Raw genomic sequence first — 16260 nt, 5'->3', positions numbered from 1 at the left:
CGATGTCACCGGACACCCTGGGCCGCCTGCTGGCCGATCTCGACGACATCCCGACGATCACGGATGCACGGATCGTGCGCCGCCGTTCACGCGATTTCTTCTGGTACAGCCCGATTCTCAACGAGCTGCTGAGCGACAAATCGGCGGACATTCTGGTGTCGCCGCGCAACGAGGCCGAGATCATCCGCATCGCGGCGGCCTGCGCCCGCCATCGCGTGCCGCTGACGGTGCGCGCCGGCGGGACTGGAAATTATGGCCAGGCCGTGCCGCTTCGCGGCGGCGTGCTGCTCGACATCACGGCGCTCGATCGCATCGAATGGGTCCGGCCGGGCGCGATCCGGGTCGCGGCGGGTGCCAAGCTGAACGTCATCGACGCCGAGCTCGCACCGCACGGCTTCGAGCTTCGCATGCATCCCTCCACCAAGCGAACGGCCACGATCGGGGGCTTCGTTGCCGGCGGCTCCGGCGGCATCGGCTCGGTCACCTATGGCGGCCTGCGCGAGCCCGGCAACATCCTGGCCGCGCGTGTCGTCACGATCGAAGAAGAGCCGCGGGTGATCGAATTGCGCGGCGATGCGGCGCAGAAGATCAATCGTGCCTATGGCACGACCGGCATCATCACCGCACTGGAAATGCCGCTCGCACCGGCATGGACCTGGATCGACATCGTCGTAGCCTTTGACGACTTCGCGGAGGCTGCGGCGTTCGGCCAGGAGGCGGCGCTGGCCGATGGCGTCGTCAAGAAGCTGATCTCCGCCGTGGCTGCACCATTGCCGACCTATTTCGGCGCGCTGCGGCCGCATTGCCCGGACGGCAAGAGCATCGTGATGGCGATGGTGGCCGAACCCAGCCTCGAAAGCTTCAAGGCGCTGCTGAATGGCCGCGGCAGCATCACGCTGGAGACGCCGACCGATGACGGCCCGGGCCAGGTGCCGCTCTACGAATACAGCTGGAACCACACGACCTTGCAGGTCCTGAAGGCCGATCGCAGCGTGACCTATCTGCAGTCGCTTTATCCGCCTGATCGTCTGCTGGAGAAGGTTGCCGAAATCCGTCAGCTGTTTCCCGACGAGGTGCTGCCGCATCTCGAGTTCATCCGCTTCGGCGGCCGCGTGACCTGCAGCGGCCTGCCGGTGGTGCGCTATCGCGATCCGGAGCGGTTGAACGAGATCATCCGAATGCACGAGGCGCGCGGCGTCTCGATTGCCAATCCTCATGTGTTCACGATCGAGGACGGCAGCCGCTACAAGCGCGCCGATGCCGATCAGTTCGGCTTCAAGCGCGAGGTCGATCCGCTTGGGCTGCTCAATCCCGGCAAGATGCGCAGCTTCGTCCCCGACGGGGCCTGACCGATGCGCGTGCTCTATGTCTATTGCCATCCCCTCGCCGACAGCTTCCATGCCGCGATCCGGACGGAGGCGCTGGCGGCGCTGGCCGACACCGGGCACGATGTCGATCTGCTCGACCTCTATGCCGAAGGCTTCGATCCGGTCCTGACCGCGGAACGGCGGCGCGTCTACCACGATCCGGCGCGCAACCGCCGCAACAACGCGACCTATGCGGACCGCCTGGCTGCCGCGGAAGGCCTGATCGTTCAGTTTCCGACCTGGTCATTCGGGCCACCGGCCATGTTGAAGGGCTGGTTCGACCGCATGTTCGGCCCCGGCATCGCGCTCGATCTGTCGGATCCGGCCCATGCGAAACCGATGCTGCACAACATCCGCTGCGTCTCGGGCATCAGCACCTATGGCCGGCCGCGCTGGCAGGCCATCGCGATGGCCGATCCGCCGCGCAAGATCGTCACGCGTTATCTGCCCTGGTTCACGGCCAGGCGAACCCGCGTGCGCTACCACGCGCTCTACCACATGAACATGGCCACCGCCGATCAGCGCGCGCGCTTTCTGGCGACCGTCGGACAAGCGATGCGCGCGTTCTGAACTTATGGCGCGGGCGCCGCCGCGATCGCCTCGATCTCCACCACGAATTCCGGCCGCGTAAAGCCCGACACGATCACCAAGGTCGAGGCCGGTGGCGTATCGCCGACATGGCGGTCGCGCGCACGCATGTAGCCCTGCATGTGCTCCCGTCCGGTGACGTAGGCGTTGAGACGCACAATATCAGCAAGCGAGAGGCCGTCCTCGGCGAGGATCGCCGCGATGGCGGCAAAGCAGAGGTCCGCCTGCGCCTCGGCGTCCGGCGGGATCACGCCGTCGGCCGTGATGCCGAGCTGCCCCGAGGTGACCACCAGGCGGTGACCAGCCGGAACAGCAATCCCGTGGCTGTAGCGCGCGAATGGCGGATGGATGCTTGGCGGAGACAGCGCGCGACGGGTCATGATGACAGGCTTGGGCAGCAGACGATGCATGATGTTAGTTCACGCGCAGGACCGCCGTCACGCCGCATTATTGGCCTCATTACAGCGCGACTGCTGCTTGCGCTCGCACTCTTTGCTCAAGAAGTCGGCGTTGCCGCGAAGGCAACGGATTGCTCGAATCAAAATGCTTTGAGGTGACAGTGGGCCTGTGCATTCTGGATTGCAGGGCGCGACGGCCACGGACTTGGCCTGCAGCCGAAGCGGCTGGAATGAGGTCGATGGCGAAGGTCATGAAAGCGATGGTCAGGAAAGCTCTTTCTCAACTGCTGGGGGCTGCGTTGATCGGGAGCTACGTGCTCTCCCCAGCATCGGCCGCCGACAAGGTCACCTTTCTCACCTCGTGGTTTGCCCAGGCCGAGCATGGCGGCTTCTATCAGGCCAAGGCCACGGGCCTCTATGAGAAGGCCGGGCTGGACGTCACCATCAAGACGGGCGGGCCGCAGGTGAACGGCACGCAACTGCTGCTTGCGGGCGATGCCGACTTCATCATGGGATATGACATCCAGGTGCTGAAGGGACGGGAGCAGAAGCTGCCGCTGGTCACCGTGGCGTCGTCCTTCCAGTTCGACCTTCAGGGCATCATGGCGCATGACGACGTCGCCGATCTCGCCGCCCTCAAGGGACGACCGGTCCTGATCGCCGGTTCGTCGCGCGTGACGTTCTGGCCCTGGCTGCGCGCCAAATATGGCTATACCGACGATCAGATCCGGCCCTACACGTTCAACCTGCAGCCGTTCTTCGCCGACAAGACGATCGCCCAGCAGGGCTATCTCTCCTCGGAGCCCTACCAGGCGCTGCAGCAGAACGAGAAAGTGAAGTTTTTCCTGTTCGCGGACGGCGGCTATCCGCCCTACGGATCCACCATCGTCACGACGGAAAAGATGATCGCCGAGAAGCCGGATGTGGTCGCGCGCTTCGTCAAGGCCTCGCTCGAGGGCTGGCGCGACTACATGGAGACCCCCGCACCCGGCAACGGTCTTATCAAGGCCGACAATCCCAAGATGACCGACGGCCAGATCGCCTTCGCGCTGGAGAAGCTCAAGGAGACCAAGGCCGTCGACGGCGGCGATGCGGCCAAGCTCGGCATCGGCATCATCACCGCCGACCGCTACAAGCAGATCTACGACTTCCTGGTCGCCGGCGAGCTGCTCGACGCCAAGACCGAGTGGCAGAAGGCGTTCGACGATCGCTTCGTCAAGGATCTCAAGATCGGCGTGAAGTGAACGGAGCCCATGAACGCGCTGCCCCCAGGCGATCGTTTCGAGGACAAGGCCGATCACGCGCGCGAGCCCGCGGGCCGCGCTCCTGTCGTCGAGGTGCTGTCGGCGGAGAAGGTGTTCCAGAACGGCGCGCGCGGGCTGGCGCCGATCGACCTGACCATCGCCGACGGCGAGTTCCTCACGCTGATCGGCCCGTCCGGTTGCGGCAAGAGCACGCTTCTCAAGCTGATCGCCAATCTGATCGAGCCGTCGGACGGCCGGCTGCTCTGGTGGCGCGGTGGACAGGACCGGGTGGGGCAGGACGGCCGGCGGCTCGCCTTCGTATTCCAGGAGCCCACTTTGATGCCCTGGGCGCGGGCTGACGCCAATGTGCGTCTCCCGCTCGAACTCGCCGGCGTCGGCAAGCGCGACGCCGCGCCGCGCGTCGCCGATGCGCTGGCGCGGGTCGGCCTGTCAGCGTTCAGCCGGCACTATCCCAGGCAGCTCTCCGGCGGCATGAAGATGCGGGTGTCGATCGCACGGGCGCTGGTGACGGAGCCGAACCTGCTGCTGATGGACGAACCCTTCGGCGCGCTCGACGAGTTCACCCGCAACCGGCTCGACGACGATCTGGTCCGGCTGTGGTGGGAGCGCCGGCTGACCACGGTGTTCGTGACGCATTCGATCTATGAAGCCGTGTTTCTCTCGACCCGGATCATCGTCATGGCCGCCAATCCAGGCCGGATCTTCCGCACCATGACGATCGACGCGGCCCAGCCGCGCGATGTGGGCTTTCGCGACAGCCCGCAATTCGCCGCCTATTGCCGCGAGCTGTCGGCCTGGCTCGCCGAGGCCTCGCTGCCGCAGCGAACGGGAGGCGCCGCGTGAGGCCGCTGTTGCAGTCCGAAGCCTTTATCCGCATCGCCGCGCCGCTCGGCGTCGGCATCGTCATGGTCGGGCTCTGGGAGATCGGCTTTCGCCTTGCAGCCGTGCCGGTGTACCTGTTCCCGAAACCGAGCGACATCGTCGCGAGCTTTATGCAGCATGGCCCGGCCCTGCTCCGCGCGCTGCTGGTGACCCTGCGCATCACGCTGCAGGCCTTTGCAGCCGCCGTGCTGCTCGGTACGCTGATCGCCTTCATGTTCGTGCAGAGCCGGGCCATCGAGATCAGCCTGTTTCCCTATGCAGTGCTGCTGCAGGTGACGCCGGTGGTGGCGATTGCGCCGCTGATCATCATCCTGGTCAAGAACACCCAGCTCTCGCTCACGATCTGCGCGACGCTGGTCGCGCTGTTTCCGATCATCTCCAACACCACGCTCGGCCTGCGCAGCGTCGATCCGGGCCTCGCCAACTACTTCCGCATGAACCGGGCGAGCCGGCTGAAGACGCTCATCAAGCTGCGCATCCCCGGCGCGCTGCCCTACTTCTTCGGCGGCCTGCGCATCTCCAGCGGCCTCGCGCTGATCGGCGCGGTCGTGGCCGAGTTCGTCGCCGGCACCGGCGGACGCTCGTCGGGACTGGCCTATGAGATCCTCGACGCCGGCTTCACATTGGACATTCCCCGTATGTTCGCGGCGCTCTTCCTGATCACGCTGACCGGCGTCGCGTTGTTCGCGATCATGGTGGCGGTGTCGCGGCTGGCGCTGTCGAGCTGGCACGAGAGCGAGATCGGCGCCGAGACATGACCACGATGTTGATCGAGAACGCGGCCGGCATTTTTACCGGACGCCCCGGCGATGCCATGCGGACGACGGGCGCGATCCGCATCCGCGACGGCGTCATTGCGGAGATGGGGGCCTTGCACGCCGAGCCCGACGAGCCGCGGCTCGATGCCACCGGCTGCGTCATCTATCCCGGCCTGGTGTCGACCCATCACCACATGTTCCAGAGCGTGCTGAAGGGCGTGCGTGCCGGCATCAACCTGCCGCTGGCCGGCTGGCTGCGCTCGGTGCCGTACCGGCACTGGTCGGGCATCGACGAAGAGGCGCTGGCGGTCGCAGCGCGCATTGCGCTGGCCGAGCTGCTGCTGTCGGGCACGACGACGGTCGCCGATCACCATTATCTGTTCAGCGACAGCTACCGGTTCGACCCCGCACAGGTGATTTTCGATATCGCCCGCAGCCTTGGGATCCGCCTGGTGTTCTGCCGCGGCGGCGCCACCATCGGCCGCAACTTCGATACCGACGAGTTTCCGCCGATGCCGGTGCAGTCGCTGGACCGCATGCTGCAGTCGGTGGAAGCCTGCGCCCAGCGCTTCCACGACGCCTCGCCCGGGAGCCTGACGCGGGTGGCGGTGGCGCCGACCACGCCGACCTGGTCGCTCGATCCGGGTGAGCTGCGCGAGGTGATCGCCGCCGCACGGCGGATGAAGCTGCGGCTGCACAGCCATCTGTCCGAGACCGCGGACTATGTCGAGTTCTGCCTGTCGGTGCACGGCAAGCGCCCGGTGCACTGGCTCGCCGAGCATGACTGGCTCGGCGACGACGTCTGGTTTGCGCATCTCGTGCATCTCGACGCGGAAGAGGTCGGCATTCTCGCCAGCACCGGGACCGGCATGGCGCATTGTCCGCAGTCCAATTGCCGGCTTGGCTCCGGGATCGCCCCGGCCGATGCCATGGCGCGGCTCGGCGGCGCGGTGTCGCTCGGCGTCGACGGCGCGGCCTCGAACGAATCAGCGGACATGCTGAGCGAGATGCATAGCTGCTGGCACACCCATCGCGCGCTCAAGGGAGCGCATGCGTTGACCGCCGAGGACGTCGTGCACTGGGCGACCGCCGGCGGCGCGCGCGTGCTCGGCATGCCCTCGATCGGGACGCTCGCGCCCGGCCAGCAGGCCGATATCGCGATCTTCAAGCTCGACCAGCCGCGGCACTTCGGCATGCACGATCCGATGATCGCGCCGGTGACCTGCGCCGGATCGGCCGACATCCGCTATCTCCTGATCGGCGGCCGCACCGTCGTCGAGAACGGAGCGATTCCCGGCCTCGACATGCAGAAGCTCAAAGCCGATGCCGCGCGCGTCGTGACGCGTCTGGCGGCCTAACCCGGAGGGATCATCATGCTCAGCACCAAGCAGCCCGTGCTTCGCCGGTTCTGGTATGCGATCATGCCGATGGACCATCTCAAGGACGGTCCCAAGCCCTTCACCCTTCTGGGACAGCCGATCGTGCTGTTCCTCGACGACAAGGGCGAGCCCGCCGCGCTCGAGGACCGCTGCTGCCATCGCACCGCCAGGCTGTCGAAGGGCTGGTGCAACAATGGCCACGTGGTCTGCGGCTATCACGGCTGGGAATATGACCGCGACGGCAAGCTGGTGATGGTGCCGCAATTTCCGTTCGAGCAGCCGATCCCCGAGGCGCGGGCGCGCGCGTTCCGGGCGCGCCAGCGCTACGGCTATGTCTGGGTCGCGCTGGACGAGCCGCTCAGCGACATCCCCGACATCCCGGAGGACGGCAAGCCCGGCTACCGCCGCATCCACCAATTCTACGACACTTGGAACACCGCCGCGCTACGGCTGATGGAGAATTCGTTCGACAACGCCCACTTTGCCTTCGTGCACAAGAGCACGTTCGGCGACATCAGCCAGCCGAAGCCGGAGAAATACGAGATCGTCGAGACCGAGGAGGGTTTCGATGCCGAGACGATCATCACCGTCCGCAACCCGCCCAACGCGGCGCGGATCACCGGGACGACCGAGCCGGTCACGAAGCGCCATCAGCGCAACAAATGGTTCATGCCGTTCTGCCGGCGGCTCGACATGGAGTATCCGTCCGGCATTCGCCACATCATCTTCAATTGCGCGACACCGATCGCGGACGGCCGCATCCAGGTGGTGCAGCTGCTGTTCCGCAACGACACCGAGGCGGACTGCTCGACGCAGGAGCTGATCGACTGGGATGCGGCGATCATCGCCGAGGATCGCGAGATGCTGGAATCGACCGATCCCGACGCGATCGTCGACATGAGCCGGAAGATCGAGATGCACATGCCCTCGGACCGTCCCGGCATGATCATGCGCAAGCGGCTGCTGGACCTGCTGCGCGCCCACGATGAAGACGAGATTCCCGCCGGCGCGGCGTGACCATCAGACCGCCTGCTCGGCGGGCCCGCTCGGCGGCGAAGCGCAGCCAAGAACCGCTGTGCTTGCTTGGGTCGTCGATGACTGCGATCACGCGCGACGGAGCGACCGCAAGCCGGACGACCATCCGGCGCCGATCACCGCAACCCGCAACGCAGCGCCAGGCCGGGGGTCATCATTCGATCCTGTCGCCGGTCGTCAGGTCATGGGCTCACGGCTGCCGTCGCCCGGCCGCTGCTGTGGAAGTGGCTGAGGAAGGTTAGCGTCGCCGGCTGACGCGGCGCATCGATGACCTGCGCGGCCGGCCCCTCCTCCACGACGACGCCGTCGCGCATGAACACGACAGTATCGGCGACCTCGCGCGCGAACGCCATCTCGTGGGTCACGAGCACCATGGTCATGCCTTCAGCGGCGAGCTGGCGGACCACCGCCAGGACCTCGCCGGCCAGCTCCGGATCGAGCGCGGAGGTCGCCTCGTCGAACAGCATCACCTCCGGCTTCATCGCCAAAGCGCGCGCGATCGCCACGCGCTGCTTCTGGCCACCGGACAGCTTGTCCGGCGCGACATCGGCCTTGTCCTTCAACCCGACCTTCTCCAGCAGCTTGAGCGCGGCCTCGCGCGCCGCCCCGCGCTCGACCTTCTGCACCGTGACCGGCCCCTCCATCACGTTCTGGACGGCGGACATATGCGGGAACAGGTTGAAGTTCTGGAACACCATGCCGGTGCGGGCGCGGAAGGCCGCGAGCTCCTTGTCGGCCGGCAGCTTGTGGCCGTTGGTGAAATCCATCATGCGCTGATCCACCCGGATGACGCCGCTGTCCGGGATCGTCAGCAGATTGAGGCATCTCAGCAAGGTTGACTTGCCGGACCCGCTCGGACCGATCAGCGCGACCACGCCGCCACGCGGCACGCTGAGCGAAATGTCCTTGAGCACGCTGACCGCGCCGAACGACTTCTTCACCCTTTCTCCTTGTGCCTTTTGTTGATGAGCCGCCGAGCGGCTCGGCGTTTCCGCTGTCTCGACGATGGGGCAGGGCGTCATTCGCGACGACCACGGACGCGCGATCGGCATCACTGGCGATGACGGTCGATTTGCATGCCGGTCGTGCCGGCGCGCCGACCTCGTCTTCGATGTCGGCTGCTAATGAGTAGCGACGATGAGCTGGCAGTGACCAGTTCCAAATGGAGAGACACGGATCGTGCTGATCGCTGAGGTCGAGGACATCATCCGCGGGCGTTCAACTGGACGCAGCCGTGCGGGAGGCATTCACGCTGAGCGAGCCGGTGTCCGCAGAGGTTATGACTCCGCCGCAGAAGATGGCAGTTCTCGCGCTGGGCACAAACGAAAACTCCCGCAGCCGAGTCGGCTACGGGAGTGTCGTTGGTTGCGGGGACGTGCAGCCACTGCCGGCATAACAAGGCTCGTTCTTTGATTTTCCAGCGCATTCGAGAATTCAAGGATACCCATCAGCTCGCCACGCAGCTCAGCATGGACCTCGCCACGCTTCTTGCCGGGTTTGAGTACGATCTCGCCGATGAGCGAGCGCAGCGCCTCGGCTGCCTCGCGCCCGCCATCCGGATCGGTGAGCGCCTCGGTGAACCGGGCCACGTTCTTGCGATAGACATTGGCGATGTTGGGATGCATGTCGGGAACGTCGGCGGCAGCCTGTGACAGGCGCGCTGTGATCTCCGCCTTCTGCCGTTCAAGTTCATCCATCCGCGCCTTCATCGACGGCTGGTAGAGACCATCCTCGATTGCCGCCATGATGCTGGCAAGCGCCCGCTCGATCTTCTGAAGCGCACGGTGGTCTGTTTCCGCCTGTGCCCGCCGGTCGTGGTTGAGGCGGTTCATCTCTTCGGCATAGGCACGCACCGCTTCTGCGACCGCCTCGGAGGAGACGAGACGATCCTTCAGTCCCGCCAACACCCGCGCCTCGATCTTCTCGCGCATGATGGTGCGGTTGTTGGCGCAAGTCCCGCGACGATGATGGTTGAGGCAGCCATAACGATTAGGCGTCAGGATGCCGATCCTGCCGCCGCAGCATCCGCAGGTGAGAAGGCCGGAAAGGAGGGAGGCGGGCCGGTTGGCGAGGTGCAGCCGCTTGGCCCTGCCCTCCCGCGTATTGGCCGGGTTGGGGCCAAAGAGGGCCGAGATTTGCTGCTGCCGCGACCGCGCGGCCTGCCACAGCTCATCGTCCACGATCCTGAGATGCGGCACCTCGGTCCTGATCCACTGGCTTTCCGGGTTCGGCCGTGACACGCGCTTGCCGGTCGCCGGATCCTTGACGAAACGCTGCCTGTTCCAGACCAGGACTCCGGCATAGAGTTCGTTGTTGAGGATGCCGGTGCCGCGCGAGACATGGCCTCGGATGCTGGTGTCGCCCCAGGCCCGGCCGAGCGGGCCGGGAATGCCGTCCTTGTTCAGTTCGACCGCGATGGCCTTCGGGCTTTTGCCGGCGGCAAAGGCGCGGAAGATGCGTCGGACAATCCTCGCTTCCTCCAGGATGATCTCGCGATCGCCCCGGATCGGCTCACCGTTGGCGTCGAGCCCCTTCATGACGTTGTAGCCGTAGCAGAGGCCACCGCCGGCCTTGCCCTTCTCCACTCGGCCGCGCAAACCACGATGAGTCTTCAGGGCGAGGTCCTTGAGGAACAGGGCATTCATAGTGCCCTTGAGGCCAACGTGAAGCTCGCTGATCTCGCCTTCGGCCAGGGTGACGATGGAGACGCCCGCGAAGCGCAGATGCTTGAACAGCGTGGCGACGTCCGCCTGGTCACGAGAAATCCGGTCTAGCGCCTCGCCCAAAACGACATCGAACAGACCGCGTTGCGCATCCTGCAACAACAACTGGATGCCGGGCCGCAGGATCATGCTCGCGCCCGAAATGGCGGCGTCGTGATAGGTGCTCGTGACCTTCCATCGCTCGCGCTTGGCGTGCTCTCGGCAGAGGCGGAACTGATCCTCGATCGAGCTTTCGCTCTGATTGTCGGACGAGTAGCGGGCGTAAAGCGCAACGCGAGGCATGACGGTCTCCGTTCTGTCTAATCCTTGCCGGCCTCGTCCTCCGCATCGTTCGCGGCTTGAGGCCTGTTGTCATTGGCGGCGCTAAGCGCCGCGAACTGTTTCCGCGCAATCCGGCGTCCGATCAGCCGGGCAATGGTCAACGTCACCTGCTCCAACTGTCGCCGCGTCTTGTTATCCGCCTTGCTCGTTCCATCCTCCGGACCTTGATTGTCGTTGGCCAGTCTGATGTCGTCCAGCTCCAGTTCTGTGTCATCTGCCATGCCGTCGCTCGCCCGATTGGTGAAGTCAAACGAGCATCAAGCGGCGACGAATTCAGGAAGAGAAGAGCAAAGATCCTGCCATCGTACGGGAGCGCGCAGATACTTGCGAACGGCCGTTTTGGCGTAGATTGCGAACGCATCACAGCCTGCAAAGCCTTCTGCACTGCCTTCGGGGCGCGCTCGATCGCGAGAAGATCAACGCGTGTCCGTCCTCCCGGCTGTCGCGGCCTTGCTCCGAATAGCAAGCGTATTGAGCGCTGAATCCGAAGCGAGCTGCGAACTCTTCCTGCGTCACGTCTAAGCGCACCCGGATCGCCTTCACGTCGATTCTTCGGCCTTTTGTGGAGCTGAGATGTGGCACGATGGTCGTGGGTCGGAGATATCCTTTCGCACCGCTTTCGTCTGGCGGCGCCCGAGCGATTCGACCAGCCTTCGTTTCCACATCCCGCTCGTAGGAAGGCGCGCAATCGTTATCGAGGATCAACACCACGATTCGGAGTAGCGAGACCAACGGCGGCGCAAATCGCGTGTTCAGTTGAGAGCAGCAGCAACCGGTAGCCATCCTCCTCGTAAAGAGGGTACTGGCGAGCTTCGTAACACTCGCGCACATACTTTAACGCCGCGGCCGCTCCTTTGAGGCTTCCAGGTACGGTGCCGGCGAGTTGACGCGAGGCCTTCATCTCAGCCCGACCGAGTGCGCCTTCTGCCTCGCAGAGGTTACTTAACTTGGCCTCCAGCTCGGCCCGCCTACTGCAAGGCGCACGGCGCAGCTCGCGCTCGGCAGCATCCTGCTCGGCGAGCAGGCGCCCCAGTTCCTCAAAGGCTCGGCGGTGGCCCTCGATGGCATCGAGGACCGGGTCGGGCACGGTCGAAACACCAACGCAGTCAGCCCGCGAGGGGGCGACGACCCCGGCCAGGATGGCGGCACCGCCGGTGACGAACTGCCGGCGCCGAACGGCCGGGCCGGCAGGAAAGAATAAACGACTCGTGGTATAAGCAGAATCAGCCTGAGACATGGTGCTCTCCATGTTGAGGGTTAGGCTCGTGCAGGTGTTCCTAGCACCTGTGCGGGCCGCTTGCCTGGCCTGTAGCGGCCAATGCCGCGAATCGAATCACGGCCGATTCGTTACGTCAATGGATATCCGGTTTTCACTCACGGCCAGGCCGTATACCCATAAACCCTGCTGCGTAATGCGACTAAAGCAATGTCTGCTTTGTCCCTATAGCGACTGACTTCGTGCAGAAGCGCAATATGTCGCGATGGGTCGATCGCGACGGCTTTGCCCGATCTCTGGCAGGTCCGGTCTACTCCCTCAGACTCCATGCAGGCCATAGGCGGATTTCGTCCCGATCGGCCATAAGCTGACAACTAGCCTGTCTCCTGTTACAAGTCGTTCGACGATCATCATAAGGGCTATCGCTTGTGGATACTCTCATCGTAGTCGACATGCAGGTTGGGCTATTGCGAGGCCCCGCCAAGCATAATCTGCAAGGTGTGATCGAACACATCAATTTGCTGGCGAAGAAGGTGCGGGACGATGGAGGCCAGATAATCTGAATTAGGCATTGCGGTAATGCAGGCGACGTCTTTGAACCGGGCGCGCCCGGCTGGGAGTTCCTTCCAGACCTAATCCGAAGTGATGCCGATCTCGTCGTCGATAAGACGTTGAACGACCCATACGTCGGGACGTCTCTCGCCAGCCTCTTGGCTCACATCTGTCCAAACCGCGTGGTGGTCATAGGATGGGCGACGGACCTTTGCGTCGATGCGACTGTCCGTTCAACGGTCTCTCATGGTTACGACGTGATCGCAGTCAGTGACGGTCACACGCTCAGTGACCGACCTCACTTGCCTGCGACGGTCGTCATTGCGCATCACAACTGGCTTTGGGGAGAGCTGATTACCAATCGATCCATCCGCGTCATACCAACCAGCGAACTAATGACTTCGGTTTTTGATTCTAACGCTATTCAAGGAAAATTGTGCAAGTCGTGGTCGTTGGCGACCTCCAGCAAATGGACCATGCAAAATCCGGCAGCCGGACAGTGCAATGTCACTTCGCTACTCGTCCATGAACTATTTGGCGGTGAATTACTGAGAACTCCCCTTGTGCAAGGAGATCACTTTTACAATCGAATTGGAGGGGTACGATACGATTTTACTGAAGGCCAGTTCGACCAACCAATCCCGTACTCAGACATCCCGGCTGATCGAGCCGAGGCGGAGAGAGGCGCAACGAGCACGCAGCTTGCAGCGCTCAGGGCGGCCTTCACGCGCCAGACCATCGCGTCGAATTAAGCTCCGGAGCTATGCCGCCCGAAACCACTTGCCACTTCCGCTCTGGGCGAATTGCGGACGTGACAGGGCCGCTCTACCGGGCCGTAAATGGCCTGGAGGCTGCCGACTTGCGGCGCTGCATCAAGTCGGCAACCATCCGAGTACACCGGCCGTGACGCTAGCTCATTCGGGAAGGCAGCTCGTGACCCAATCCGGACCCCATGCAGTTACGAGGAGGCGTGTTGAGTGCTATTGTCACCTGGCACTCCGCGTCGGTCAGGGTATGCCGGCAGCCACCCTCGGCCGCTGGAGCGGCGCGCACGGCAATCTATTTATTTTGGAAGCGGCAATGCGCAGCTTGATTTTTTGTCTGTTCGCAGCAGCTTGGCTCACTGCTGTCGTCGCACCGGCAAGCGGTGCGGAAATCAGAGACGCAACACCGGAGGAACTTCTTCGAGTCGGTACCAGCATAATCTTGGAAGGCAAGATTGAAGCGGGAGACTATGACAAGCTTCTAAAGTTGATTGATGTGAATTGCGGCTATGAATTTAAGGGTATGCCGGCCTGCGCAGATGGGATTTACCTTGCGTCGCCGGGTGGTGATGTGATTGAGGCGATGAAAATCGGTCGCCTTGTGCGAAAGCTGCGCTTGGAAACGCGTGTCCCAAGTGACCTACCCCCTCGATATCGTCAGAAAGCGGAAGCTATCCTAAAGGATCCCAAATCCAACTTCATGTGTGCGAGCGCGTGCTTTTTCGTATTTGTCGCAGGCATCAACAGGGAGGGAGGGGAAGGAGGAATCTATCCTCCTATACTTGGCATTCACAGGCCATACTTTTCGGACGTTGAGCTAAAGAGGCTAAGCGGCAATCAAGTCATCGCATCGTCGGGACAGATGCGAACACTCGTTCGGGACTATCTCAAAGAAATGGGCGTTCTGGCGAAATACGCGGATTTGATGTTTTCCACCCCGAAAGAGCAGGTTCGCTTTCTCAATGATGAGGACTTTGAATCGGATTTCGAGGGTTACATTCCTGAACTTCGGGACTGGCTTGAAGCGAAATGCAATAGCCTTACGGACATTGAAAAGAGCGTCGAGAAAGTCATCGAAGGGAAAAAGAGACATAGGGAAGTGCTAACGGAGAGCGAAGAGCGGATGAACCGCATGCTTTCGGAAAAGCACATTCAACAGGGCGAATGTCATGCAAAAGTCCTATCAAAGCTGCGCGAAGATGCATGGAGGCAGTTTCACGGTCACTGAGTCGCCTATTGGCCCTTCGCGACATATGGCGCCGCCGCAAGACTGATCGCTGAGTACTAGGATTGGCGCAAATGGAAAAGCCGTCTATGGACCGCGATAGTCTGATCTTTTCACAAGCCCGCCGTTTGGAGCGAGGAATCGAATTTGTGGCGGAGTTTCAAGCTGACAAGGTGTCAAATCCGAAAGAGGGTCGCAGATACTACTGCGTGACTTTAACAATCGACCCAACAATCCGATGCCCGCGTAACGATGGCAGATGGGAACTAACGAAAGATCGTATCTATAGCGGTCCCAAAGACAAGCTTCGAGTGTTAGAGTACCAGCTTTGTGACGAGTTCACTAAAACGATTGCTTGGGATGTACTTTCTGAGCGAACGTCCGATCCTAATTTCATCGTCGATGAATTGGGGAACATCGTCGATCCCCCGCCACCGATCCATCGCCGCTTTTAGTATTGTAGCGCGTTGCCCCCTCTTGGCCCATGGCTGCCGCCCCAGGATGTCCGCGCTGACGCGACCGGAGGTAACCCGGACATAGTGATCCAGCCCGGTTCGATCGCGAATATCAGCAGCCTACGTCCGTAATGAGCTGGAAGGGGACGCTGCTGACTTGATCGAAGATTCAGCTTCGGGTCAGATTTCGCTTTTCGGTCCTGCCGTGCACTACTTCCGGTTGGCCCCCGGAGCGGACATCGCCCGTGCAGGCGACGGACAGACATGTCGGACGCCACGCCGCGGGATCGGCGATCCAGCGGTTGATGTCGGATTCCCGCCAGCCTGCGCCGTTGACGCTGATCCTGAGTTGGGCCGGGAATGAGCCTTCGCCGATCTTGCGGTAGATGGTGGATCGGGACAGGCCGGTACGGGCAAGAACGGTTTTCAGACGGACGATCCGGTCTGGTTCGCGCATGGCTGCGCTGCCTCCTGCTGACTGCTCCTGAGCTACACAGAGCAAGCAGTTGCGCGCGCGCAAGAGCGTTTTTCACCCTGTCGTGCTGTAGCGTAGAGACGGCGGCAAACAGGCCGGATCAACGTTCAAGGCCTCTGTCTCTTCCAAAGCCGATGCCGTGAGCGAGGGCCAATTGCTGGCCGAGCCGGCCACCTGATTCGAAGGCGATGCCGAGGTCTTTCCTGCGGCTGGCGAGGATGGACTCCAGTTGCGGATCGCGTTCGAGGCCTTTGGCCATGTCGCCCATCGCCGCGCGCGTCGTCCTGTAGCCGGACATGTCGCCGGCCTGATATTGTCGCTGGCTGGTGTGCTCGAGCTTCTGCCAGCGCTCCACGAAGCGCGCGGCGCGGCGGTTCGGATCGATGCGCAGTTCGGTCTCGAGCTGGAGCGCGCGGATGGCCCGGTTGAGGCGTCCGCCAGCGGCCTCTCGGGCCAGCTCCGGGTTCTTCCTGTACGCGGCTTCGGCATCGTGCGAGCCATAGGGGCGCACCTTTTCGAAGGCCTGGCGGGCGGTCTGTAGCTCTTTGACCTGTTCGGGGCTCGCTCTGCCGCCCGTCTCATGCGCCGCGAAGATCGCATCCACGGCACGAGCATGGCGCACCAGCGCCCGGGTCCGCACGCGACGGGCTTCCGCTTCGGGATCTTGCGCCACGGTCCTTGCCGGCACTTCGGCTTCGCGCCGGTCGGCTGCCGTGCCGCTGTTTTCTCTTTCGGGGGATCCCCGCTCGGGCCGTCGTCCGCCATCACGCTCGAGCACCCCTCCAGGAACGCTAAGGCCGTCGAACATGCCGCGCGGCTTCTCCGGCACGGCCTTGCGCACGATCTCGGCCACGCGC

The 16260-nt window shown here is 63.2% G+C and carries 15 protein-coding genes and 2 pseudogenes; 10 read left to right on the top strand and 7 right to left on the bottom strand.

The annotated features are described in order from the left end of the window. Positions 1-2: 2 nt before the first annotated feature. Positions 3-1349, top strand: a complete 1347-nt coding sequence (locus tag HL671_RS17660; RefSeq protein WP_012041550.1) for an FAD-binding oxidoreductase — start codon at positions 3-5, stop codon at positions 1347-1349. 3 nt (positions 1350-1352) lie between these two features. Next, entirely contained in the window at positions 1353-1937 is a 585-nt protein-coding gene (locus HL671_RS17655; RefSeq protein ID WP_172237145.1) for an NAD(P)H-dependent oxidoreductase, read from the top strand. A gap of 2 nt (positions 1938-1939) precedes the next feature. Here the strand turns inward: HL671_RS17655 and HL671_RS17650 are convergent, their stop codons facing one another. Beyond that, positions 1940-2365 (bottom strand): RidA family protein, encoded by a 426-nt coding sequence (locus tag HL671_RS17650; protein ID WP_244424366.1) that lies wholly within the window; start codon positions 2363-2365, stop codon positions 1940-1942. Positions 2366-2592: 227 nt separating this feature from the next. Here HL671_RS17650 and HL671_RS17645 point away from each other — a divergent pair, with 227 nt between their 5' ends. Genes HL671_RS17645 through HL671_RS17625 form a run of 5 tightly spaced genes read left to right on the top strand, consistent with a single transcriptional unit; the run spans position 2593 to position 7654 of the window. Beyond that, positions 2593-3597 (top strand): ABC transporter substrate-binding protein, encoded by a 1005-nt coding sequence (locus tag HL671_RS17645; RefSeq protein ID WP_063719752.1) that lies wholly within the window; start codon positions 2593-2595, stop codon positions 3595-3597. A gap of 9 nt (positions 3598-3606) precedes the next feature. Next, positions 3607-4461: an ABC transporter ATP-binding protein gene (locus HL671_RS17640; protein WP_172237144.1), complete on the top strand. Its 855-nt coding sequence runs from the start codon at positions 3607-3609 to the stop codon at positions 4459-4461. Next, positions 4458-5258, top strand: coding sequence for an ABC transporter permease (locus tag HL671_RS17635; protein ID WP_041750372.1), 801 nt, complete (start codon positions 4458-4460; stop codon positions 5256-5258). The genes HL671_RS17640 and HL671_RS17635 overlap by 4 nt, the downstream gene beginning before the upstream one ends. After that, positions 5255-6616, top strand: a complete 1362-nt coding sequence (locus HL671_RS17630; protein ID WP_012041544.1) for an amidohydrolase family protein — start codon at positions 5255-5257, stop codon at positions 6614-6616. The genes HL671_RS17635 and HL671_RS17630 overlap by 4 nt, the downstream gene beginning before the upstream one ends. A 15-nt stretch (positions 6617-6631) precedes the next feature. After that, the gene (locus HL671_RS17625) at positions 6632-7654 is read left to right on the top strand and encodes an aromatic ring-hydroxylating dioxygenase subunit alpha (RefSeq protein WP_012041543.1); all 1023 of its coding nucleotides are present in this window, start codon (positions 6632-6634) and stop codon (positions 7652-7654) included. 200 nt (positions 7655-7854) lie between these two features. Here the strand turns inward: HL671_RS17625 and HL671_RS17620 are convergent, their stop codons facing one another. The 4 genes from HL671_RS17620 to HL671_RS17605 form a co-directional block, all read right to left on the bottom strand. Beyond that, positions 7855-8613, bottom strand: coding sequence for an amino acid ABC transporter ATP-binding protein (locus HL671_RS17620; protein ID WP_172237143.1), 759 nt, complete (start codon positions 8611-8613; stop codon positions 7855-7857). 336 nt (positions 8614-8949) lie between these two features. Continuing rightward, the gene (locus tag HL671_RS17615; protein ID WP_172237142.1) at positions 8950-10677 is read right to left on the bottom strand and encodes a recombinase family protein; all 1728 of its coding nucleotides are present in this window, start codon (positions 10675-10677) and stop codon (positions 8950-8952) included. A 17-nt stretch (positions 10678-10694) separates the two neighbouring features. Further along, positions 10695-10937, bottom strand: a complete 243-nt coding sequence (locus tag HL671_RS17610) for a hypothetical protein (RefSeq protein ID WP_172237141.1) — start codon at positions 10935-10937, stop codon at positions 10695-10697. Between the two features lie 470 nt (positions 10938-11407). Further along, positions 11408-11953: a hypothetical protein gene (locus tag HL671_RS17605; RefSeq protein WP_246579717.1), complete on the bottom strand. Its 546-nt coding sequence runs from the start codon at positions 11951-11953 to the stop codon at positions 11408-11410. Positions 11954-12495: 542 nt separating this feature from the next. Here HL671_RS17605 and HL671_RS39135 point away from each other — a divergent pair. The 3 genes from HL671_RS39135 (at position 12496) to HL671_RS17585 (ending at position 14928) form a co-directional block, all read left to right on the top strand. Further along, complete coding sequence (locus HL671_RS39135) at positions 12496-13236, top strand: YunG family protein (protein WP_374050112.1); 741 nt, start codon at positions 12496-12498, stop codon at positions 13234-13236. Positions 13237-13498: 262 nt separating this feature from the next. Beyond that, complete coding sequence (locus tag HL671_RS17590; protein ID WP_172237138.1) at positions 13499-14476, top strand: COG3904 family protein; 978 nt, start codon at positions 13499-13501, stop codon at positions 14474-14476. Between the two features lie 71 nt (positions 14477-14547). Then, entirely contained in the window at positions 14548-14928 is a 381-nt protein-coding gene (locus HL671_RS17585; protein WP_172237137.1) for a hypothetical protein, read from the top strand. A gap of 268 nt (positions 14929-15196) precedes the next feature. Here the strand turns inward: HL671_RS17585 and HL671_RS17580 are convergent. Further along, a pseudogene (locus tag HL671_RS17580) lies at positions 15197-15385 on the bottom strand (helix-turn-helix transcriptional regulator); the annotation flags it as partial. Positions 15386-15503: 118 nt separating this feature from the next. Beyond that, positions 15504-16260, bottom strand: a pseudogene (locus HL671_RS17575) (Ti-type conjugative transfer relaxase TraA); the annotation flags it as partial.

It is taken from the genome of Bradyrhizobium denitrificans, from assembly GCF_013179005.1.
In the GTDB taxonomy this organism is placed as follows: domain Bacteria; phylum Pseudomonadota; class Alphaproteobacteria; order Rhizobiales; family Xanthobacteraceae; genus Bradyrhizobium; species Bradyrhizobium denitrificans.
This window is presented reverse-complemented; position numbering and strand designations above follow the sequence as displayed.